Annotated in this window: 19 protein-coding genes; 6 read left to right on the top strand and 13 right to left on the bottom strand. The window is 43.5% G+C overall.

Annotated elements, in window-relative coordinates; translation table 11 throughout:
- Positions 1–45: 45 nt before the first annotated feature.
- Genes K6Y31_RS01455 through K6Y31_RS01465 form a run of 3 tightly spaced genes read right to left on the bottom strand, consistent with a single transcriptional unit; the run spans position 46 to position 2,802 of the window.
- The gene (locus K6Y31_RS01455; protein ID WP_233051085.1) at positions 46–291 is read right to left on the bottom strand and encodes a FeoC-like transcriptional regulator; all 246 of its coding nucleotides are present in this window, start codon (positions 289–291) and stop codon (positions 46–48) included.
- Positions 272–2,575, bottom strand: a complete 2,304-nt coding sequence (gene feoB, locus K6Y31_RS01460; RefSeq protein WP_233051086.1) for a Fe(2+) transporter permease subunit FeoB — start codon at positions 2,573–2,575, stop codon at positions 272–274. The genes K6Y31_RS01455 and feoB overlap by 20 nt, the downstream gene beginning before the upstream one ends.
- Positions 2,575–2,802 carry a FeoA family protein gene (locus K6Y31_RS01465; RefSeq protein WP_233051087.1) on the bottom strand — a complete coding sequence of 76 codons (228 nt, stop codon included), beginning with the start codon at positions 2,800–2,802 and terminating at the stop codon, positions 2,575–2,577. Before K6Y31_RS01465 ends, feoB begins: the two co-directional genes overlap by 1 nt.
- Before the next feature lie 222 nt (positions 2,803–3,024).
- Here K6Y31_RS01465 and yciH point away from each other — a divergent pair, with 222 nt between their 5' ends.
- Both yciH and K6Y31_RS01475 read left to right on the top strand, forming a co-directional pair.
- Entirely contained in the window at positions 3,025–3,348 is a 324-nt protein-coding gene (gene yciH, locus K6Y31_RS01470) for a stress response translation initiation inhibitor YciH (RefSeq protein WP_233051088.1), read from the top strand.
- Between the two features lie 75 nt (positions 3,349–3,423).
- Positions 3,424–3,981 carry a TMEM165/GDT1 family protein gene (locus K6Y31_RS01475; protein ID WP_233051089.1) on the top strand — a complete coding sequence of 186 codons (558 nt, stop codon included), beginning with the start codon at positions 3,424–3,426 and terminating at the stop codon, positions 3,979–3,981.
- A gap of 8 nt (positions 3,982–3,989) precedes the next feature.
- Here the strand turns inward: K6Y31_RS01475 and K6Y31_RS01480 are convergent, their stop codons facing one another.
- The 8 genes from K6Y31_RS01480 to K6Y31_RS01515 form a co-directional block, all read right to left on the bottom strand.
- Entirely contained in the window at positions 3,990–6,338 is a 2,349-nt protein-coding gene (locus K6Y31_RS01480; RefSeq protein WP_233051090.1) for a DNA polymerase II, read from the bottom strand.
- A 303-nt stretch (positions 6,339–6,641) separates the two neighbouring features.
- Positions 6,642–7,199 carry a phospholipase D-like domain-containing protein gene (locus tag K6Y31_RS01485; RefSeq protein WP_233051091.1) on the bottom strand — a complete coding sequence of 186 codons (558 nt, stop codon included), beginning with the start codon at positions 7,197–7,199 and terminating at the stop codon, positions 6,642–6,644.
- Positions 7,200–7,298: 99 nt separating this feature from the next.
- Positions 7,299–7,745: an NUDIX hydrolase gene (locus tag K6Y31_RS01490; protein ID WP_232804075.1), complete on the bottom strand. Its 447-nt coding sequence runs from the start codon at positions 7,743–7,745 to the stop codon at positions 7,299–7,301.
- A 122-nt stretch (positions 7,746–7,867) separates the two neighbouring features.
- Positions 7,868–8,125 (bottom strand): hypothetical protein, encoded by a 258-nt coding sequence (locus K6Y31_RS01495; protein WP_233051092.1) that lies wholly within the window; start codon positions 8,123–8,125, stop codon positions 7,868–7,870.
- A gap of 413 nt (positions 8,126–8,538) precedes the next feature.
- Positions 8,539–9,981 (bottom strand): sodium:proton antiporter NhaD, encoded by a 1,443-nt coding sequence (gene nhaD, locus K6Y31_RS01500; protein ID WP_233051093.1) that lies wholly within the window; start codon positions 9,979–9,981, stop codon positions 8,539–8,541.
- A gap of 297 nt (positions 9,982–10,278) precedes the next feature.
- Complete coding sequence (locus tag K6Y31_RS01505) at positions 10,279–12,141, bottom strand: formylglycine-generating enzyme family protein (protein WP_233051094.1); 1,863 nt, start codon at positions 12,139–12,141, stop codon at positions 10,279–10,281.
- Positions 12,142–12,568: 427 nt separating this feature from the next.
- The gene (locus tag K6Y31_RS01510) at positions 12,569–13,081 is read right to left on the bottom strand and encodes an NlpC/P60 family protein (protein ID WP_233051095.1); all 513 of its coding nucleotides are present in this window, start codon (positions 13,079–13,081) and stop codon (positions 12,569–12,571) included.
- Positions 13,082–13,102: 21 nt separating this feature from the next.
- Complete coding sequence (locus K6Y31_RS01515) at positions 13,103–13,390, bottom strand: DUF406 family protein (protein WP_233051096.1); 288 nt, start codon at positions 13,388–13,390, stop codon at positions 13,103–13,105.
- A gap of 286 nt (positions 13,391–13,676) precedes the next feature.
- On the opposite strand from K6Y31_RS01515, the gene K6Y31_RS01520 reads away from it, so the two are divergent.
- Positions 13,677–14,687: a M14 family zinc carboxypeptidase gene (locus tag K6Y31_RS01520; RefSeq protein WP_233051097.1), complete on the top strand. Its 1,011-nt coding sequence runs from the start codon at positions 13,677–13,679 to the stop codon at positions 14,685–14,687.
- A gap of 236 nt (positions 14,688–14,923) precedes the next feature.
- Positions 14,924–15,697 carry an alpha/beta fold hydrolase gene (locus K6Y31_RS01525; protein ID WP_233051098.1) on the top strand — a complete coding sequence of 258 codons (774 nt, stop codon included), beginning with the start codon at positions 14,924–14,926 and terminating at the stop codon, positions 15,695–15,697.
- Here K6Y31_RS01525 and K6Y31_RS01530 read toward each other — a convergent pair.
- Entirely contained in the window at positions 15,687–16,307 is a 621-nt protein-coding gene (locus K6Y31_RS01530; RefSeq protein WP_233051099.1) for a TetR/AcrR family transcriptional regulator, read from the bottom strand. The two genes, K6Y31_RS01525 and K6Y31_RS01530, sit on opposite strands and share 11 nt — an antisense overlap.
- Positions 16,308–16,843: 536 nt before the next feature.
- Between K6Y31_RS01530 and adhE the strand changes: the two genes are divergently transcribed.
- Complete coding sequence (gene adhE / locus K6Y31_RS01535; protein ID WP_233051100.1) at positions 16,844–19,513, top strand: bifunctional acetaldehyde-CoA/alcohol dehydrogenase; 2,670 nt, start codon at positions 16,844–16,846, stop codon at positions 19,511–19,513.
- 112 nt (positions 19,514–19,625) lie between these two features.
- The gene (locus tag K6Y31_RS01540; protein ID WP_233051101.1) at positions 19,626–20,897 is read left to right on the top strand and encodes a cyclic di-GMP phosphodiesterase; all 1,272 of its coding nucleotides are present in this window, start codon (positions 19,626–19,628) and stop codon (positions 20,895–20,897) included.
- A gap of 11 nt (positions 20,898–20,908) precedes the next feature.
- On the opposite strand, the gene K6Y31_RS01545 is transcribed toward K6Y31_RS01540, so the two are convergent.
- Entirely contained in the window at positions 20,909–21,724 is an 816-nt protein-coding gene (locus K6Y31_RS01545; protein ID WP_233051102.1) for a helix-turn-helix domain-containing protein, read from the bottom strand.
- Positions 21,725–21,975: the final 251 nt, after the last annotated feature.

Here is a 21,975-nt window from a genome sequence, read left to right on the forward strand (position 1 = left end):
AGTAAAATAAGCTAATCACGCCCCTGCAATAGAGGCGTGTTAATGTTAGCTAATTTCAATCATGGGGATTTGCGCTACATCATGCCAGCTGTACCAAATTTCATTTTCTTTGCCGCAGCCACAGGCACTGGCTGCTTTTTCCGACATGGATTTATGCACATTGCCCCGCTTGATGAGCAGCGCCAGCATGGCGTCTAAACCTTGAGGCGAAACGCGATAACGGCGGCATAACTGCTGCTGACTGATCCGCCCTGCTTGTTGTATCTCTTGCTTAAGCCTTTGCAATATCACCCATCACCACCTTAGGCTTTAATAGGTCGCCTTTAACTTTCATCACAGTGATCACGCTCGCTAAGCTAACCACAATGCCCACCAGCCAAGCCAATGAGCTTGCAGGATGCACTGAGATACGCGCGGCTTGATAAACAAATACCGCCACTAAATAGGCAATACCTGTGGTCCAACAAGCGGTAAATATCGCCCATTTTTGACCAATTTCACGTACCAACGCGCCCATTGCTGCGGCACATGGAATGTAAAGCAGGATAAACAGTAAGTAAGCAAATGCCCCCGCTTGACCGTCAAACCTTTGTTGCATGTCAGCAAAAACACTGATATCAACTTCTTGCTCTGCCGCCACCGACGCCGAGTCAGAAAGGTCGCCCACATTGACGCCCATCGGGTCACTAAAACTCAGCCCGGCCAAGTTATCAGGAATTGTGTTCAACGCTTCCAGCAATTTATTGCCTAAATCAAATGCTTCTTCCTCGGCCTCACGTTGACTGGCATACAAACTATTCAACGTGCCCACCAGCGCCTCTTTGGCAAAAACGCCTGTGATAACACCTACCGTCGCAGGCCAGTTATCTTGCGTCAGCCCCATTGGGGCAAATATGGGGGTCACTTGCTGCGCCACCACACTCAAAATTGACTTATCGCTATCTTGGTTACCAAAGCTGCCGTCGGTCCCGAGTGAGTTAAAAAAGCTCAGCGCGGCCACCACTATAATGATGGTTTTGCCGGCGCCGAGTATAAAACTTTTCAACTTATGCCAGGTTTTAATCGCGATATTGCGTGCGCGCGGCACTTCATAATCAGGCAGCTCAAGTAACATGTTTTCACTGTTGCCCGGTAATAACGTTCGGCTCAGCACAAAGCCGGTAAATACTGCCACTAATATTCCCGTAAGGTACAAAACAAACACCAAGTTCTGACCATTTTCAGGAAAAAAAGCCGCCGCAAATAAGGCGTATACCGGCAGTCTCGCGCCACATGACATAAAAGGCGACATAATACTGGTAAGTAATCGCTCACGCTCTTTGTCTAAGGTGCGCGCCGCCATGACTGCTGGCACCGTACAACCAAACCCAACAATCATCGGCACAAACGATTTACCGGGCAACCCAAGTTTTTGCATTAGCTTATCAACCACAAAGGCGGCACGCGCCAAGTAACCCGAGCTTTCAAGCAAAGATAAAAACAAATAAAGGCAAGCAATCACCGGAATAAACGTCGCCACGGTTTGTATGCCTGAGCCTATACCATCCGCCAAGATCGCATTTAACCAAAGCGGAGCCCCCCACTGAGTGAGCAATAACCCCGCTCCCTCAACAAAAACAGCGCCAAAACTAATATCAAAGAAGTCGATAAAACTGCTACCTATATTAATGCTGAACATAAAGAGCAGATACATCACTAACAAGAAAATAGGCACACCAAACCAACGATGTAACACCACCGCATCGATTTTCTCTGATACGCTAATGGACAACTTACCTGCCGTGCTAATGCCTTGCTGCACTAGCTGATAGATAAACGAATAGCGCGCATCAGCAATGTGTAAATCCAAATCATGACTTTGTTCTAAAGTGCGCCTCGATTGCGTAACGTCGAGTTGATCCTGAGTGGATAATTGCCCTTGTAACTGTGGATCCGATTCAATGAGTTTCATCGCCAAGCCACGGCTATGACAATTAAGCCCTAAGGTATCCGCGATAGGCAATAAACGGGATAGCGTGGCTTCAAAATCATCGCCATAACTTAAAGCGAGCGGCTGATTGTTAAGTTGCTCAAGTAAATTAGGTAACTGCTGCTTAAAGGTACTGACTTGATCAACTTGATGCGAAGAAAGCGCTAGCACAGGGCAGCCTAGAACTTGCGCAAATAAGTCTAAATCAAAACGCAGGCTTTTCTGCTCGGCGCTGTCCATTTTATTCAGTAGCACCAGCATCGGAAAACCAAGCTCTTTGAGCTGCAGTGTTAAATACAAACTGCGCTCTATCGCGGTAGCATCCAGTACATTAATGATCAAATCGGGTTGCTGACTAAGAATAAAATCAAATGCAATTTGTTCATCAAGTGAGTAACTATCTCCCGCGTTATCAAAACTATAAATGCCGGGTAAATCAGTCACGCTAAAAGACTGCTGGCCTACTTCAAACTGCCCTGTTTTCTTATCAACGGTTACGCCGCTCCAGTTACCCACTTGTTGGCGTGCGCCCGTTAGACCATTAAACAGGGTCGTTTTACCGCAGTTAGGATTGCCTACGGTGATAAGGTGTTTGACTGCATTCATTAAATGACCTCTACCGTGATTTTTTCTGCTAAGGTTTTGCGCAGTGCCAAGCTGATATTTGAGGTTTTAATTTGCAGAGGATCGCCAAAAGGCGCCACACGTACAAAATGGATCCTCGTTTGCGGTAATAATCCCATCGCTAATAGTTTTTTACGGTGCCCGACGCTGATACCCTCATAGCCAATAATTTTAGCTTGTTGGCCAACTACTAATTCTGATAACTTCATCTAAACACCTTTAGTAATGCGAATTGTTTTTATTTGGGTGTATTTTAGAAATACTGGAATAAAAATGTTTGCGGTAGATCAATTTTTATCGAGACCACGACAAGTTGCTTGTTCAGCAAAGGCCTAAGCCAATAAAATTAAGTGCAGACAACAATCCAGTAGGCATTCACCTTTGCGCTCAAAATCAGGTAAAATAGCGCGAAAAAAATAATGGGAAGCAATATGAGTGATAATAGCCGTTTGGTCTATTCAACCGAAACAGGCCGAATTGATGAAACTAAAAAAGCCGAAACCATTCCTGAAACCGATGGTATAGTGAGAATTCGCCGAGAAACCAAAGGCCGCAAAGGCAAAGGCGCAACTTGCATTAGCGGCTTAGGGTTAGCAGAAAAAGAGCTCAAAGAGCTAGCTAAAGCCTTAAAAAAACGCAGTGGCAGCGGCGGTACCGTAAAAGACCATGTGATAGAAATGCAAGGCGAGCAACGTGAGTTGGCCAAGGCATTTTTAGAACAAAAAGGGTTTACCGTAAAATTGGCCGGCGGCTAATTACAATATTATTCATTTCCTAATTCGGTTTGCCCCCATATTAAGGTGAGCCGATTAGCTGTATAGGTATTTTTTGTGGAAGCTTTACTCACTTCAACTCTCGCGGTAGCCATCGCTGAAATCGGCGACAAAACCCAATTATTAGCTTTTCTATTAGCCACCCGATTTAAAAAACCGTTGCCTATTATTTTGGGCATTTTTATCGCCACCATCGCCAATCATGCGGCAGCGGCTTGGATGGGCGATTGGGTTGCCAGTTTAATCTCACCACAAGTGCTTACTTGGGTGGTCGGCTTGTCATTTATTGCCGTGGCTATCTGGATATTAGTGCCCGACAAAGCCGATGATGAAGATAACAAGCTTTATCAATATGGCCCTTTTGTGGCGAGCTTAGTGCTGTTTTTTATTGCCGAGATAGGCGATAAAACGCAGGTGGCAACGGTGCTACTCGCGGCTAAATATGATCAACTGTTTATGGTCATCATAGGCACCACGCTGGGTATGTTAATTGCAAACGTACCTGTGGTATTTGCCGGCCAATTCAGCGCGGATAAATTACCACTGAATTGGATCCGTGGCATTACCTGTGCGCTGTTTGCCATCATGGGTATTTCAACTCTGATTTGGGCTTAAAATTGGCGTTAAAACAGGCCGAGCTGATCCTCTGCAATGGCTGAAAAATTGAGCCCTATGGCCGGTAAAATGGCGTCGGCAATCGGCTGCAGTTGTTTTTCAACATAGTGGTCATAGTCAATCGCACTGCTAATGTATTCAAGGGGCTGTGGCCCCGCTAAAGTATTCAGGTAACGGATAACGCCTTTATTTTGATAGCGTAAAGGCAAACCTCGTCGCTGGTTTTCAGCATCCGCTAACATCGCCGCCCGAGCATGGGGCGGTATGTTTTTAACGTAGCTGTTTAATGGCTGGCCTAAGCGTTTTTTATATACCAATAAATCATCCTTTTGGCCGCTGCGAGTTTGCACCACAAAATCACGAATAAATGCGCTGGGATCTTGCTCTGAAAAAATCATTTGGTATAACCGCGTCTGAAAAATGCGCGCCAGCTCGGTCCAATCGGAGCGCACGGTTTCGAGCCCTTTAAATACCAATTTTTGCTCGGCGCCGGTGCCTGTTAATCCCGCGTAACGCTTTTTGCTGCCTTTTTCTGTTCCTCGAATAGTGGGCATAAAAAATTGCTGATAGTGGGTCTCAAATTCCATTTCTAAGTGACAAGACAAATTCATTTCTTGCTGTAACTTTTCTTGCCAACACTGATTAATATGCTCGGCTAAGTCACGCCCAATGGCATCAGGATCTTGGCTACTTTCAAGAGGCTCGTTCAATAATACAAACGTTGAGTCGGTATCGCCATAAATCACTTGATACCCTTTGGCTTCAATCCAGCTGCGCGTTTGCTTCATGATTTGATGGCCACGCAAGGTGATTGAGCTTGCTAAGCGCGTATCATAAAAACGGCATCCCCCAGATCCCAACACACCATAAAAAGAATTCATAATGATCTTAATGGCTTGTGAGGCTGCCGCATTTTTTTGCTGTTTCGCTTCATCTCGCGCTTGCCAAAGCTCGTTAATAATATCCGGTAGAAAATGAGTGTGACGGGAAAAGTAAGCGCCTAAAAACCCTTCAATGGCTTGCTCTGGCTGTTTTAACCCTTCTATCATTCCGACAGGATCGATTTTAAAGGTTCGGATAATCGACGGATAAAGGCTTTTATAATCCAGCACCAAAACGTGCTTATACAAACCCGGCTGGCTTTCCATCACATAGCCTCCAGGGCTAGCAAGGCCACCATCGGGCGGAAGGTTGGGCGCAACATAGCCAGCGCGGTGGACCCGAGGTAAATATAAATGAGTAAACGCCGCGACCGAGCCACCACTGCGACCAAGCTCAAGACCGGTTAAGCGGCTACGTTGCTGTAAAAAAGACAGTAGCTGGGTGTGTTGGAATATTTGCCACACGAGACGACAGTCTTGCAAGTTGTATTTTGCTAGGGCCAACTTGTCATAATTAAACTGATAATTTATCTCGGCCATTTTGTCTACGCTTTGGTTAATACTCTTACCTTCGCCGAGTAAACTTTGCGCAACAAACTCAAGGGAGAAACTATCAAACTGATAAGTGGCCGCCTTGAGGGCTTCAATACCATCAATCACAACTCGGCCAAATAAATCTAAAAATCCCCCGCCCTGCTGACTATCGCGCCACTTGGCCAAGGTGTTCGCCCTGCCATATCTGGGCTCTATGCCAAGTGCCTGCGCGCGTTGCACTAGCAGTCGCATATCAAAACCGATCACCGCCCAGCCGATAATAATGTCAGGGTCGTAACGCGTTAACCACTGCATAAAGTGCTGCAGTAACTCAGCCTCATTACGACACCAGATGATATAACCTAAGTCATCGGCCTGTTCCTCGCCGATCATATAAACCCACTGCCCCCAATCGGCATAAAGGCCGATAGAGTACAAATGGCCTAGTTCAGAGCACTCTATGTCCAATGAAACGGTGTTAAGGGAGCACGCCACTGGGGCGGGTTTAATCTTGGCGTTATGCACCTCAATGTAGCCGGCTTTTTGCACAAACTTACCCGTAAAACAAATTTCAGCATGAACAAATCGCTCCATTAAATATCGATCATAAGGCTTAATATCGGCTTCAAAAGTTTCTATCTGCGCGGCTTGTAATAAGCGTGAAGCCTGAGTGGCCTGATAACTAGAGTTGAAATACAAACCGAGGGTAGCTTGCTGACTAAAGGTGTGTAAATCGAGTGACTTGGTTTGGTACTGAAAATCAGCAAGTAAGGTGGCAATGGCATTACGATACTCAACGGCAACAAAAAACACCACTGGCTCCGCTGAGGTAAAAAGGCGATATACGCCCGCTTGCCCCTTAAGCCAAAATTCATGTTTAACCCCTAGTGAGGTGTTGTGGCTGTGGCGCGTTAATAAAAAGCCTGACTCGATAGCCTGCATTGTTTCTCCTATGCTGGCCCATCAGTTTACCTCAATCGCCAAATAATCATACCCTGAGCAACAGAGATGCCAAGCAGCGTGATTGCCAAGTTCCTAACACACTTTTGCCCCAAAGTGAGCTAGGAGTAACTAGAAATAGTCCAGTATAGACTTCACTCTGATTCGTGGGTGAGGGATACATCAATATTTACCATTAGGTGGTTTACCCGATACGACATAATATTTCCCTATACACTTAAAGCCTGCGACAGCGGCCAAGCGTAGCGAGGTCCAGGCCCGCAGGGCCGATGCTGCTTGCACTTGTTATAGCTTTTTCCATATCGTCACATCGCTACCGGTAGCGGAAACCAAATATTTACCGCACCATGAAAAACCATAAGCCCTAATATGCTCTGACTCTAGCTTTTTGCAAAAACTGCCATGACCGTCAATCAAAGCAGATTTGTACTCTTTGCAAAAATACAAATCATATACCGGCCAGTTTGGAGCTACGACTTCGATACTTTCGCCAAACTGATTTGATAGTAGAAGCCCACCACCTTGCAACCCGCAAGTGCAAATATTCTCGGATTCTATCGGGCCGATACCCTCACAGATTAGCTCTCGTTCATTGAACCACTCGCCATAAAGCTCATCATCTCGTGCGACTTTATCACCAGTATTACAATCGAAAACTCCACGCCCCTGACTTGAGATTACCAGTAGAAATGGGCCTTTTTTTGAAAACCCTAAATCTGTCAATCCACCCACGGCAGCGCTAGTAACTTTCTCCCATCCATCAGGTGAGTCCACAGACTTAATTTGATCAAGGATCCTTGCAAGCCTTTCTTGGTTAGAATCCTTTTTCTTGAATAGTGGCATGATCTACCTTGAGTTATAACTCTCCTAAGTTGCGGCGAACGATAGTGAGTCCGATGCCGCCGCGGAGCGGTTTTGGCGGGCATGATCAACCTTGGCTTGTTAAGAGCTAAGCCATTTATTTACTGCTTCAAGTGCCAGCTTATTGGTATTGAAGTGCATCAACTCTTTAGCTTCAGATTCTGAAACCCATTTATATTCGCTGTGTTCAGCTGATAACTGTGGTTCACCTTCAACTTTGGCACAGTATACTTTTTCTATTATTTCGGTCGGCTCTGAACCGTAAGAATCGCGCCATTCATCCTTAATGAGAAATGAGTACTCGAAACCTACAGCCTCAATCAAATTTGGCTTATAACCAGTTTCTTCAAATACTTCTCTAGCAGCTGCTTCTTCAAACGTTTCGCCTTCTTCCATGCCGCCAGTAACGCCTTGCCAGAAAGCAGGCAGACTAAACTCTGAACGTTGAACTCGTTTCAGCAAAAGGAATCGAATACTCCCTTCTTCAACACGGTAAAGAAATGCATTTATAGAAAAAGGTTGTCTCATTATTAACTCATGCTCTTAACGCCCTGTTAACAGGCAAAAAATTGTTGGCTAAAATAGTGACGAAGGAACAAAAGCCAACTGTTTTTTGTCCTTGTTTAACAGCTTGTTATATGCCGATTTATCTACAGAAGCTTAGATAAATTCCAAAGACCAAAACTAAATAATGCTAGCCCTATTACACAACCAATTGGAATTAATGTTTGCTTTGAATGTTGGATTGACTTTTCCATTCCGTATTTTTGCACCCACGCAATACCTTTAGCGCTTGTTTTCAAATAGTCTTTAAGGCGCTCCTCATTGATGAGAAATAATAAATTTCTGATTAAGAAGAACAGTCCAGCGATAATACACAATGCTGTGATGATATAGGCTTGATTCATTGATACCCTCTAGGCATATAACAGCTTCTTAGATCCCATAATGGGGTGATAAAACGCCCCAAAACGGCACGTAAAACATATCTACAATATTTGCATTATTTTTATCTATAGTAAACAAGCAATTAAAGAGCGCGTTGCGCCTTCGCTGCTATATTCCGACAAAACGGCGACCAATAATATTATGCGACAGGAGCTAAAACGTTTCTGCACCCGTATCATTTAGCCTTGTTATGACGTTGAACGGATTTATCGGTGCTGTATCAGGATTCGCGCTGTTTTTGAATAGAGTGTATTGTAGATTGTTGCGAGCATATTTTTGCCTAAAAATGAGCCACCTTAAGTATTCACGACGCTTGCTACAAACCAAAAAGCGCTGACCTGCAGCGCTTTCTCTCACCGTCAAACCAGCAAAATTAAAATAAATGGCTGTTCAACCAAAGGTGAACCAAAATACTGGCAATGTAGCCAAGGGCGATAGCAGGTGCCCACTTAAGATGGGCGCCAAAGGTATAAATGCCGCGAGCTTGCCCCATAAGTGCCACACCAGCAGCCGAGCCAATCGATAGCAAACTACCGCCTACACCCGCCGTTAACGTGACCAGTAGCCACTGACCATGAGACATTTCTGGATTCATGGTCAGTACAGCAAACATGACCGGAATATTATCGACAATCGCCGATAAAATACCGACCGCAATGTTGGCGTATGTGACATCCCACTGGGTGTACATGGCGTGTGAAACCAAAGAAAGATAGCCAATAAAGCCTAAGCCGCCGACACATACCACTACGCCATAGAAGAATAACAAAGTATCCCACTCGGCCTTAGCAACTCGGTTAAAGACGTCAAATGGCACCACTGAGCCTAGGTAAGACAAACGCTTTTGATCATTGGCTTCTTGTGCCAGCGCTCGTTTACGCTCCAGTGATTTGTGCAGCGTTATACGCAAATAATAACCAAAGAATTGCAATAGGCCTAAACCCGTCATCATGCCTAATACCGGTGGCATGCCAAGTAACGAATGAGCCGTCACTGCCATAACAATCGTCACTAAAAACAGTGCTACAACCACAAATGCACCACGTTTTAGTTCTACTTGTTCATCATTGGCTTGGGGCTTTTCGTTAGCAATGAATATGCTCATAATAATGGCTGGAACAAGAAAGTTAATGGCAGAAGGAACCAATAAAGCAAAAAACTCACTAAAGCCCAGGATCCCTTTTTGCCATACCATCAAGGTGGTGATATCGCCAAATGGGCTGAATGCGCCGCCAGCATTGGCTGCCACCACCACATTAATACAGGCCATGGCGATAAATTTCTTATTATCGCCCCCCACCTTCATGATCACCGCGCACATCAATAGTGCTGTGGTTAAGTTATCTGCCACTGGTGAAATAAAGAAAGCTAACACACCCGTTAACCAAAACAAGCTGCGTAAACTAAAGCCTTTATTTACCATCCAAGAGCGCAAGCTATCAAACAGCATCCGCTCTTCCATTGCATTAATATAAGTCATTGCAACCAGTAAAAAGAGCAGTAACTCGGCATATTCAAGCAGGTTATGTCTAAAGGCTTGTTCGGCTTCATGGCTCATGCCATGTTGCATGTATACCCAACCGATCATACCCCAAATAACACCCGCAGCGACCAGCACGGGCTTGGACTTGCGTAAATGAATAACCTCTTCACTCATGACTAGAATATAAGCAAACACAAATACAATAATGGCAATATAACCAACCGCGTGAGTGGTAAGATCGAGCTGATCGCCACCTGTACTAGCAAGGGTTAGAGGTGAAAAAAACAGCGCCGCTATTAGCGTAATCAAATTAACTATGTATTGTCGTCTCATCTATTCAAACCTATCTGCTTTAGATCCGTAAAAAACTGGCGCGACAATAACATAAGCAAGATCGCATTTTGTTTAGCAGGGTCAAAGTTTTAGTTCACAAGTAAAAATGGCCGATAGTTAAACACGAGAAAAACGAATAGACTTTACGCTTTCATCGGCAATTCAGCAGTATTAACACTATCAATAATACGGTTGCAACAATGAATAAGAGAATAAAAGGAGACAAAATTCGGACATAAAAAACCGCAGTAAACTGCGGCTCTTAAATGGGTTTAATCAATGGCTAATACGAGCTAACTATTGCTCTCTCACGACGCGAAAGCCAATGTAGTTAGATGCAAAGCTTGAGCTAATTTCTAACCGCGACGAAGCACGCGCTAAACTAGGAGCAAAGTTCCAAGAGCCTCCTCGCACAACAGCAGGTGAGCCTTCGGTTATTTCCCAAACATTACCGACGGTGTCATATAGACCAAATTTGTTCGCTTTAAATGAACCTGTTGGGGATGTACTGTTATTAGACCAGCGACTACCACACCAACCACAGTTTGCATTGCCGGCACCAATATTGTTACCCCACCAGTAATCTGTGCGTGAGCCAGCGCGAGCCGACACTTCCCATTCAGATTCCGTAGGCAGACGGTATTGGTAGCCAGTGTTGCGACTTAGCCATTTACCGTAAGCCGCTGCATCATCTTTAGTCACACAAACAACCGGTGATTTTTTCGATTGTTCAAACCCCGGCTTACGCCAAGATAAATTTGCGTTATATTCTGGTGCGCCGCTTTCATAAATCGCACAACCACGACCTTTTTCCGCACTGGTTTGATAACCAGTTTCGTTAACAAACTTCTCAAACTCAGCAACGGTTATTTCTTTTTGGCTTATCGCAAACGTATCTGCAATATTCACATCATTTGGCGCCTGCTCATTACCTAAGCCGCGACCTTGTAGGTCGCCCACCTTGTAACGACCACCCGCAATGGCAACCATCGCTGGCGACGCAGTGCCATCGCTATGACGGTCGGTAAATTTTTGTCCAGGCGTTAGATTAACCACTAATCGACTAAGCTCAGCACGAACCGTCTTGGCACCCGACAATTTAATTGAAGTATTGTACGGATGAAAACCTGGCTTTTTCACCGTTATCTTGTATTCACCCGGTGGTAACATGGCGTCGATACGGCTAGCGCCATAGCTTTTACCATTGATAAACACTTCGTCATTGTATTGATCAGAGCGTACAGTCAAGGTGTACATGCCGGGTTCATTTTGCTGTGACGAAAACTCCACTTCTTTGAAATCGCCCATATCAGCGACGTCAGCATTCACACCACAGTAACGGTAATCAAGGCTCAGCAAGCGACAAGCTTGCGCTTGAGGTAAGCGACCTTGCATTTCAACCAACATCTTGACCGAGTAGTCGCCTTGACCACTGAAACCACTTTCTAGTACTTTCTCGTCAACAATCTTAATACCCGCCGCAGCAGTATCACGATGTTTGGCAACTAAGGCTTGTTCTGTCACGTTTTGAAACAGCTTGTTAGTTAGCATTTGACTGGCTGTTTTCTTCGCTAAGTCATTACCTTGTTCGGCACATTGTTTAAATGTTACGTCCTCACCACAGGCAATGCTTTGACTTACTTCCATTTTGCCGCCTTGACCGAACTCGCGTTTAATGCGTTCGACACGGGCAAAATTGTAACGTTCTTTTAGGTTCTCAATTTCGTTTAGCATACTAAATTGAGTCATTTTAGAATTGGCGAGCTTGTCCTGATTTGACGCCAATAATGTTTTTTGTGCTTTAACTTTCGCTTTATTCAGACTTTGTGCTTGAAGAGCATATTGATAAGCTTCAATAGACGCAGAAATATCCAGCGATGGATCGGCAACCAGTCGTTCATACTGTTTGTCCATGTCTAGCAGCGCTGATTTTCGCTTATCTTCAAGTGTGGTATTGAGTTTGATTAAACGCTCTAATTCATCTTTATCTTGCTTAATTGAGCTTCTAATCTGTTCAAGACCGTTAACATAAGCGTCAAACTCAGCCTGCTTTGTCTGAATTTTATTATCTAACTCAGAGACTTGGCTTGCATACAACGGGAAGGCAGCCATGCCTAAAGAGAAGATACCAGCCGATAATACCAGTGGAGCTATCCGCATTTTTTCTATTCCATGCCAAAAACAGTCTCATCACCAAAAATAATGAGTAAAATGTTTGATTATTATGATCTTTATATTTGTTTTTTCGCTGTAACATAAGAGCCACAACAAATTTTCTTGTCAATCCTATTGCCTAACGCATTAAATGACAAGTGTAGCCTTACCTTAAAAACACGCTAAGGACAGGAAAAATCGACATTTTTTGATATTAACCATACCATGCTGTGTCCTCATGCTAATGGCTAATGCCTTGTTATATCAATGCTTACGTAGAGCTTAAGGAAATATGACTACGCTAATTTTACAATTCAGTAATACGGCGTAAACTAATTCGGAAAAATATCAAATTATTGGGCTTAGTCACGATTTTTTAATTGAGAGCTTCATTTAAGTAAAACTCACCACAATTTTCATGACTAAAACTGCATTATTGGATCCGTCTCGACATCCAATAGCGCTTTTTCCAATAAGGATTATTTAATTGCGAAATGATCACGCCTTTACTCGTACTGGCGTGAAGAAATTGCCCATCCTCAAGATAAACGCCAACATGTTTGGTGCGCCGAGAAACGTTGAAAAAAACCAAGTCACCCGTTTGCAAGTCGCTACGTTTAATTTCAATACCTTGTTTCGCTTGTTGCAAGGTAGTACGCGGCAACATTTCAGCAAAACTATCACGAAACACATGCTGAATATAAGCCGAGCAATCAACGCCTTGCTTCGTGGTGCCACCATAGCGATATGGCACCCCTTGCCAACGCTCATAATGAGCAAGCAGTAACTCAATATCATCTTGTTGCCTGCGAGCTTCTTTTTTATCCACGCTGGGGGGGCGCTCTGTCATAGGATGTCGCGGTTGTCGCTCAGGTTGAGAGCTACAACCCGCTAACCCTATAGCAAAAAGAGCCATCAATAAGATAGGCAATGAGCGTAACGTCAAAATAGTAAATACTCCCTACGACTAGCGTAAAGCCATCTCAAAAATCAACCGTTCAGCGGTACAAGAGAAGCGGATATTAAGTTGTAATGCCACACCCGCTTCTAAGCCTTCCGTGATTTCTTCTATCTCACAGTCTGCATACTTAGCTTTAGCTTGGTTAATTAGCTGGTCTGCCAACACGCGCGCTTGTGCTTGATCACTGGCAGTAATTGGTAAACTTAAAACGTTGTCATCTTCATGGATCACACTGCCAAGCTCCACTAGCACGCCACACGCTTCACAAACATCATCATTTTTCTCAATCGACATCGCTCTATCCTCTTAATATGTTTAACTGCAATATGCTTTTGCGTTACCGCATTAAACCCTATGGGTAAAAACAAATACAAGGATTGCTTTACTTGTGCAACAGAAAATTCAGCCAAACCTTAATTTAGAACAACAATAGAACACTTTTGCTATTAGTAACATCAGGCTGCACTGATCAACATACCTGAATAGTTAAGCGATAGACTAAGTACAGCTGTAAATATTTCATCAAATTGTCTTACCTACCAGCTAGACTTTTATTACCGTCACTCAACTGCCTCTTTGCATGCAATCAAACATTCCCGAGCTGGAAAAATTAGAACAACTGATCGATTTACACAGCCATAAGCTTAAAGCCACTACCTTGGGTTACGCTTGCAGTAAAGGTCAACAATTTCCGATTCATGGTATTGAGCTTGGCAGCCAATCAAGTACCGCGCCAACGGTTATTTTTGTTGGCGGAGTACACGGCGTGGAGCGTATAGGCAGTCAAGTGGTGATTGCCTTTTTAAGTAGCTTGTTAGAGCGCCTAGAATGGGATCTACACTTTCAACAATTATTTACCCAAGTGCGTGTGGCTTTTTTACCACTACTTAACCCGACAGGTTTTTTTAATAATACTCGATCTAATGGCCAAGGTATTGATTTGATGCGTAACGCGCCTGTAGATGCTATTTGCCGCACCACTCCGTTAGTAGGAGGCCATCGTATAAGTCATCGCCTGCCGTGGTTTCGTGGCAAAGACGGCTTGGCGCCCGAAAGCCAAATTTTAGTGGATTTTGTCAGCGACTTAATCGAGCGGTCGAGCATTACCTTAAGCTTGGATGCGCACTCAGGCTTTGGTCTGCGCGATTATCTTTGGTTTCCCTTTGCTGGGAATATCGCGCCCTACCCGATGTTGGCGCAAACCTATGGTTTGATGAACCTATTTGACAATACCTATCCTTACCATGCGCACTATAAGGTGTCTCCACAAAGCCACTTTTACACCACTCACGGCGATCTGTGGGATTATTTAAGTAAGCAGCACAAAAAGGCACGCTTTATTCCCCTAACCCTAGAAATGGGCTCTTGGCTTTGGGTTAAGAAAAACCCCAGACAATTATTCAATTTCGCGGGCTTTTTTAACCCGCAAAAACAGCATCGTCAGGAACGAATACTAAGACGCCATACGGTGTTAATGGACTTTTTAATCCAAGCTGCTTATTCATCGGCTTCGTGGTGGCCTCAGGGCAAAGAGCTCGCCTTGTTAAACGATGCCGCGAAACGATTATGGTATACCGACTTAAAACGCTAGGAGCTAGGCAAAAGCAGGACAACAAAAAGCATGGCTAATAAACCAGCGTTAGCCGCAGTACGCGGTATTTCGATGTCGCGAAACGATTATGGTATTCAGACTTAAAACGCTAGGCGCTAGGCAAAAAGCAGGACGACAAAAAGCATGGCTAATAAACCAGCGGTAGCCGCATTACGCGGTATTTCGATGTCGCGAAACGATTATGGTATTCAGACTTAAAACGCTAGGAGCAATCGATGACGAACAAACCCACGCTAGTGTTATTACGTGGCCTTTCCAGAGATCAACGCCATTGGGGAAGCTTTAAAACATTACTGCAACAAACCTTGCCTCATTATCAGGTTACTTGTCTTGATACGCTAGGCAATGGCACGCTAAGAGAGCACAAAAGCCCGTTAAAAATGGATGAATATGGCCAAGATTTATTAGCGCAACTAGCCGATAATGACATTAAACAACCGGTGCTTGTTGGTCTATCGTTAGGTGGAATGGTCGCCCTGAGTGCATTGGCTCAACAGCCAGAGCAAATCCATCATGTAATAACACTTAATACCAGCTCAACTCTGTCGCCTTGGTGGCAGCGCTTTTCTCTGCCTTGGGCGTTGGGCCACCTACTGTTCGCGAAAAAAATGCCTCATTGTAGCCGCTTAGAATATGGCATTTTGCAATTTACTAGCTCGCAACAAAATCAAAACATCGCCTTACTGCAGCAGTGGAGCGATTACCGCAAAGAAGCCAACACTAAGTTAAGCAATAGCTTGCGCCAAATTTTAGCCGCATCGGCTTTTACAGTTGATGAGGGACTTAAAACCGCAGGGAAGGTAAGTATTATTTCTGCCGTTCAAGATCGATTGGTCAACCCAGAATGTAGTCAAAAATTAGCGCAACATTTAGATGCGCCATTGTTTAGGATTGATAACGCAGGACATGACTTGGCGTTAGATCAACCCAATAGGTTGATTGAAACGATAATTAAAATATTAGATAAAAGGGAAACCACTATGCAATGATGGCTTCCTCTGCAACATCCATCTGGACATTGTAATTAGTCTGGCTGATCTCAGACTCAACTAATTGGCGCATTAATTTGATTTGCGCACGCGCCATCGCAGGGGTCATTGATGGGTCTAAACGATTCACACTTAAACCCGTGATGAAAGTGCGAACGAGGTTAGCCAAGGTATCAAACGCGTCTTTATCTTCATGATCAAAGCAAGACCACAATTTAGCACTGCCTGCATAAAACTCTGGACCAACAAGTTCTGCCAACTTTTGATCGCCACGCATCGACAACCATAAGTCCATCATGACCAACTGCATCTCGTTTTCGGGATCCTGATAAAAGGAGTCGATCATTGCCAACACTAAGTCGAGTGGTTTACATTCGCCTTGGCCGTAATAAAGGTTCACTTTATCGGCAAATAATGTCTTAACCATATCGGCTAGCAAGCCATATTTACCCTCAGGGTACTGATGGTTTAACGCCCCGCGTGTCACGCCAGCAGCAGCGCAAATCGCACTAGCATTGGTCCCCGCGTAGCCAAAATTAACTAGTTGGTTCAAAGCTGATTGCTTTAATTTTTCGCGAGTTGCTGCATTTCGCTCCGCTTGGGTTGCCATATACACTACTACCATTTACAAAAACAATAAAATAACACCAAAATATTAGATGATGAAGGTAAAAAATCTTTAAATATTAATAAACACAACACAAAAAAAACATAAACCCCCCGCCAAACTGGCTAATATAGGCCATGCTGATAGATCCTAACGGCTTGTTGTGTAAGCTTGATACCAAAAGTTTAATTAATGTGATCTCACGCCGATGTATTAGCAAAAAAGATGAAACTTTCCTACCATTTAAGGCAAAATGATCAAGCGTTGAGCAAGATTTTATAACTAATAACTTATCTGAAGGCCTATTAAACAAAGGAAGAACGCCGTAAAAAGAAGCAACGTTGTCGCTCGGTAATAGATTTTCTTTTGTAATTTAGCAACAACTGATCCAAATCAACTTTTTAACTGCGATCAGACCTATAATCCTTCATGAAAGTTATTTACTAAAGGCAACAACGCAGTCAACTCCAATAACTTCACTTGGTTTGATAGCAAGTTTCACCCTTAATAAAAAATTTTTATTTACTAGGAGTAACAAGATGACAGTTAGCAATCTTGCTGAATTAGATGCAATGGTCGCACGCGTTAAAGCGGCGCAAAAAGAATACGCAAACTATAGCCAAGAACAAGTTGATAAAATCTTCCGTGCCGCGTCTTTAGCAGCATCAACGGCTCGTATTGAATTAGCACGCATGGCTGCAACAGAATCAGGCATGGGCATCATGGAAGACAAAGTGATTAAAAACCACTTCGCTTCTGAATTCATCTACAACAAATATAAAGATGAAAAAACCTGTGGCGTGATCGAGCGTAACGACGAAGGCGGTACTATTACTATCGCTGAGCCAGTAGGCATTGTATGTGCAATCGTACCCACCACTAACCCAACTTCTACCGCCATCTTTAAAGCGCTTATCTCTTTAAAAACACGTAACGGTTGTATCTTCTCACCTCACCCACGCGCTAAAAACGCAACTAACTTCGCCGCTAAACTAGTTTTAGACGCAGCAGTTAAAGCGGGTGCGCCAAAAGATATTATTGGTTGGATTGACCAACCTTCAGTAGAGCTTTCAAATGCCCTAATGAAGCATGACGATATCGCACTTATCCTTGCAACGGGTGGTCCAGGCATGGTTAAAGCGGCTTACTCTTCTGGTAAACCAGCTATCGGTGTTGGCGCAGGTAACACACCTGTTGTTATTGATGAAACTGCAGATATCAAACGTGCTGTTTCTTCTATCTTAATGTCTAAAACATTCGATAACGGCGTAATTTGTGCTTCTGAGCAAGCTGCCATCATCGTTGAATCTGTATATGACGCAACTATCGCACGTTTCGCTAAATACGGCGCAGCGGTACTAAGCAAAGCTGACGCAGATAAAGTACGTAAAGTGCTATTAATTGACGGCGCGCTAAACGCGAAAATCGTTGGTCAACCAGCATACAAAATTGCTGAACTAGCGGGCGTTAAAGTACCTGAATCAACTAAAATCCTAATCGGTGAAGGCCTAGAAGCGTCTTACGATGACGAATTCTCTCACGAGAAACTGTCTCCTACGCTAGGTGTGTACAAAGCGAAAGACTTTGAAGACGCAGTACGCCAAGCTGGTATCGTGCTAGATATCGGCGGTGTAGGTCACACATCTGTACTTTACACAGACCAAGATGCTAACGCAGACCGCATTGCATACTTTGGCGACAAGATGAAGACTGCACGTATTCTTATCAATACGCCTTCTTCTCACGGTGGTATCGGTGACCTTTACAACTTCGAACTCGCACCTTCTCTAACGCTAGGTTGTGGCTCTTGGGGCGGCAACGCGATTTCTGAAAACGTAGGTCCAAAACACCTAATCAACAAGAAAATTGTAGCGAAGCGAGCAGAAAATATGTTGTGGCACAAACTACCAAAATCTATTTACTTCCGTCGTGGTTCATTACCAGTAGCAATGGACGACCTAGATGGTAAGAAACGTGCCATGATCGTCACTGACCGTTTCCTATTCAATAACGGTTACATCGACGACCTACGCAACATCCTTAAAGAAAAAGGCATGGAAGTGGAAGTGTTCCACGAAGTGGAAGCTGATCCTACGCTAACAGTTGTAAAAGCAGGTGCGGCAGCATGTCATAGTTATCAGCCAGACGTTATCCTTGCAGTGGGCGGTGGTTCACCAATGGATGCAGCGAAAATCATGTGGGTAATGTATGAGCACCCAGAAACTGATTTCGAAGACCTATCTATGCGCTTTATGGACATCCGTAAACGTATTTACAAGTTCCCTAAAATGGGTAGCAAAGCAGAACTAGTTTGTATCACAACGACTTCTGGTACTGGCTCTGAAGTAACACCGTTTGCGGTTGTAACAGACGATGCAACAGGTCAAAAATACCCACTAGCTGATTACGAGTTAACGCCAAACATGGCCGTTATCGACGCTAACCTAGTAATGGATATGCCTAAGTCACTATGTGCCTTTGGTGGTTACGATGCAGTAACACACGCAATGGAAGCTTATGTTTCTGTACTAGCAAACGAATACTCTGACGGTCAAGCTCTGCAAGCACTTAAGATGCTTAAAGAATACCTACCAAGCTCTTACGCTAACGGTAAAAAAGACCCAATTGCTCGTGAAAAAGTACACAACGCGGCAACTATCGCTGGTATCGCATTTGCCAACGCTTTCCTAGGTGTTTGTCACTCAATGGCACATAAACTAGGTGCTGAGTTCCACGTACCACACGGTTTAGCTAACGCGCTATTGCTAACTAACGTAATTCGTTACAACGCAACTAACACGCCAACTAAACAAACTGCTTTCTCACAATACGACCGTCCAAAAGCACGTGCTCGTTACGCAGAAGTAGCTGACCATTTAGGTCTTGGTGGTAAGAACACAGAAGAGAAGCTAAACAACCTACTAACATGGTTAGACGAGCTGAAGAAAGCAGTTAACATCCCTATGTCTATTCAAGAAGCAGGTGTTAACGAAGCTGAATTCCTAGCGAAAGTTGACGAGTTAGCGGTAGATGCGTTTGATGACCAATGTACTGGTGCAAACCCACGTTACCCACTCATCAGCGAGCTTAAAGAAGTGCTAATCGCGTCTTACTACGGTGTGCCTTACGTTGAAGGTCAAAGCGTACTGGCGAAAGAAGAGCAACCAGAAGCAAAAGCCGCTAAAGGTAAAAAAACAACTAAAGCATAAGTCATTTAAACTTATACAAAAGTTGTGAAGCTAGCCCGCTATTTAGCGGGCTTTTTTGTATTTAATATAAAGACAACTAAAATATACATAACAGTCAATAATATAAGAAATAATGACGAATCCAGAGCATTCCAAATCTAAAATCCCCGTCCAACAACTTGCCATCGGGCATTTTGTCGAGCTTCCTCTTGGCTGGAAAGATCACCCCTTTATGTTTAGCAATTTCAAGATAAAGAGCCAAGAGCAACTGACTATCTTATATTCACTAGGGCTTACTGAGGTTGAGATTAACTGGAAAAAGAGTGACAAACACCTGAAACCGCCAGTGTCTCAGGATACCGAACCAACAGAGCAGCCCACGGTTAAAAAAACCACCGCGCTCACTCCTGAACAAATGCAGCAAATACAGTCCAAACAACTTAGGCTTGATAACAAACGTGCCGAAGCCGCCTATCGACACAGTTTATCGCTATTCCACAGCGCCATGAGCAAGTTTGGCCTCTCACCCGAAGAAGCGTATTTCGATATCAAAGGCCTCATTAATGCCCTTTGTAATGATGTCTTTACTAGCTCAGAGACGAAGGTGATGCATGTTATCCAAGCGCAACCTAGTACTGATGACCTTTTTTATCACAGTTTGAATGTCACTATATTATGCTTGGTGGTTGCGAAAGAATTAGGCTGGAGTGAACAAGAAGCTCAACTGTTGTGTTTAGCGGCATTTACTCATGATGTCGGGTTGATTAAAGTGCCTTCAACCATTAAAAGGAAAATGACAGAGCTAACTAAGTCGGAAGAAAACTATTATAAAATGCACTCAACCTACAGCGTTGAGCTGATAAAAAAAGCGAACTGCTTCCCCGATGCTATTTTACCGATTATCGCCGCTCATCATGAACGATTAGATGGCTCTGGCTATCCAAAGCAAGCCACAGAAAGTACCTTAGATGAAATGACCCAGCTACTAAGCTTAGTGGATGCCTACGATAGCTATTGCTTCCCTCACCCATCAAATAAAGCCTTTACGCCGCGTAATGCCATTGCCTTGCTATTTAAGCAAAGCCAGAAGAAGTTCAACCGTGCGATGTTGGAAGTAATGGTGAAATTGCTCGGCATTTATCCGCCGGGCTCTTTAGTTGTACTAAGTAATGGCGCCCCTGCATTAGTTATCTCAACCAATAGCAATAACGCCTTGTGCCCCAATGTGTTGATGTTTGAATCTGGTAAAAACGAAAATACCGGGCTTATCTTAAACCTAGCTAAAGAGTCGTTAGACATAACTAAAGGCATCAGTTTTGATGACTTAGAAGAAGCGCCTGCACGTTACTTTAACAACCATGTACGTTATTGCTTATACTTCTCACCACAACCACCCGCACCTTAATACCTAAACCTTTAAGAGCTCTGTGAGTCGTGAGTTTCTGGGACACCATATGCTTCAATACTACTGGAAACATGAGCAAGAAACTCATTAGGTAAATTAACAATACCAGTCGAAAACAGTATTTTTTTATGGGGTCTAATCATCAGCACGACATCATGTTGCAACTGTTCGGTTTCATGTGCTTGTAACCAGTGCTCCGTATTAGATTCCAAAATCTTACGGATCACCATATCTTCAATTTCTTGAATACACTTCTTGGTTAAGAACATTCTTGAGCAAGCAATATTAGCTTTATCATCATCTCCCTCAAACACCAGTTGCTTCAATTTTTGGTTGAATAAATAACTCAACTTTGACTGCTCTGAAAAGCGATAATGACAAGGGCCTTTAAGAAAGAATTTATTGTTAGGCATTAACTCGATAAGCCCAATCATCTCAAGCGCTCTCAAATATGCATAGGTACTTGTAGGGGTGAGATCATAGGCTTTAATCATCTTATCGAGTGATTCTGGAGCCAATCGTAATTCTTGAAAAAAATCATAAAGTTCAGGGAACTGAAAGAAAACTTCATCCTGTATTTCAGTAAACAAATCATCACTTTGTGATTGCAATAACTTAGCTTGCTTAATCAACTCATCTAAGCTGAGCTCAACGACACGGCAATATTCAATTAACTTGTCTAAGGAAATAGCAGTGCTATGTAAATGACGTTTTAGTGTAGAGAGGGGAACGTCCAACTGCTGCGCAAGCTGCGCATAAGTTAGGTGACTTTCTTTAATTCGTTCTCGTAGGGCTCTTAATAAATAGTCTGGTTTTACAATATGCATTTGGCTGTTCCTAGTTCATTAAATACCTTATTTAATTTAAGAAAAATGAAATAACGGGTACTAAATGATGATGGTTCCTGTTGTTACATTATAGATTAGCCCACACCATTTTAACGATATGAAAATTTAATTTAAAAAATACAATCATGTATAAAAGACGGTTAAATCGAATTTAAGTATTCTAAAAAATAATAGATAACACTATTAGCACTAGCATTAATCCTTAATGACATTCATTCATAGCAGTAGCT

This window comes from Motilimonas cestriensis (assembly GCF_021295315.1).
Classification (GTDB): Bacteria; Pseudomonadota; Gammaproteobacteria; order Enterobacterales; family CBDFNC01; genus Motilimonas; species Motilimonas cestriensis.

Bases quoted from the DNA above. Each gene is read 5' to 3' on its own strand.
- feoB (WP_233051086.1), bottom strand. From the start codon at position 2,575: ATGAATGCAGTCAAACACCTTATCACCGTAGGCAATCCTAACTGCGGT.
- K6Y31_RS01465 (WP_233051087.1), bottom strand. From the start codon at position 2,802: ATGAAGTTATCAGAATTAGTAGTTGGCCAACAAGCTAAAATTATTGGC.
- yciH (WP_233051088.1), top strand. From the start codon at position 3,025: ATGAGTGATAATAGCCGTTTGGTCTATTCAACCGAAACAGGCCGAATT.
- K6Y31_RS01480 (WP_233051090.1), bottom strand. From the start codon at position 6,338: ATGCAGGCTATCGAGTCAGGCTTTTTATTAACGCGCCACAGCCACAAC.
- K6Y31_RS01485 (WP_233051091.1), bottom strand. From the start codon at position 7,199: ATGCCACTATTCAAGAAAAAGGATTCTAACCAAGAAAGGCTTGCAAGG.
- K6Y31_RS01490 (WP_232804075.1), bottom strand. From the start codon at position 7,745: ATGAGACAACCTTTTTCTATAAATGCATTTCTTTACCGTGTTGAAGAA.
- K6Y31_RS01495 (WP_233051092.1), bottom strand. From the start codon at position 8,125: ATGAATCAAGCCTATATCATCACAGCATTGTGTATTATCGCTGGACTG.
- nhaD (WP_233051093.1), bottom strand. From the start codon at position 9,981: ATGAGACGACAATACATAGTTAATTTGATTACGCTAATAGCGGCGCTG.
- K6Y31_RS01505 (WP_233051094.1), bottom strand. From the start codon at position 12,141: ATGCGGATAGCTCCACTGGTATTATCGGCTGGTATCTTCTCTTTAGGC.
- K6Y31_RS01515 (WP_233051096.1), bottom strand. From the start codon at position 13,390: ATGTCGATTGAGAAAAATGATGATGTTTGTGAAGCGTGTGGCGTGCTA.
- K6Y31_RS01520 (WP_233051097.1), top strand. From the start codon at position 13,677: ATGCAATCAAACATTCCCGAGCTGGAAAAATTAGAACAACTGATCGAT.
- K6Y31_RS01525 (WP_233051098.1), top strand. From the start codon at position 14,924: ATGACGAACAAACCCACGCTAGTGTTATTACGTGGCCTTTCCAGAGAT.
- K6Y31_RS01530 (WP_233051099.1), bottom strand. From the start codon at position 16,307: ATGGCAACCCAAGCGGAGCGAAATGCAGCAACTCGCGAAAAATTAAAG.
- adhE (WP_233051100.1), top strand. From the start codon at position 16,844: ATGACAGTTAGCAATCTTGCTGAATTAGATGCAATGGTCGCACGCGTT.
- K6Y31_RS01540 (WP_233051101.1), top strand. From the start codon at position 19,626: ATGACGAATCCAGAGCATTCCAAATCTAAAATCCCCGTCCAACAACTT.
- K6Y31_RS01545 (WP_233051102.1), bottom strand. From the start codon at position 21,724: ATGCATATTGTAAAACCAGACTATTTATTAAGAGCCCTACGAGAACGA.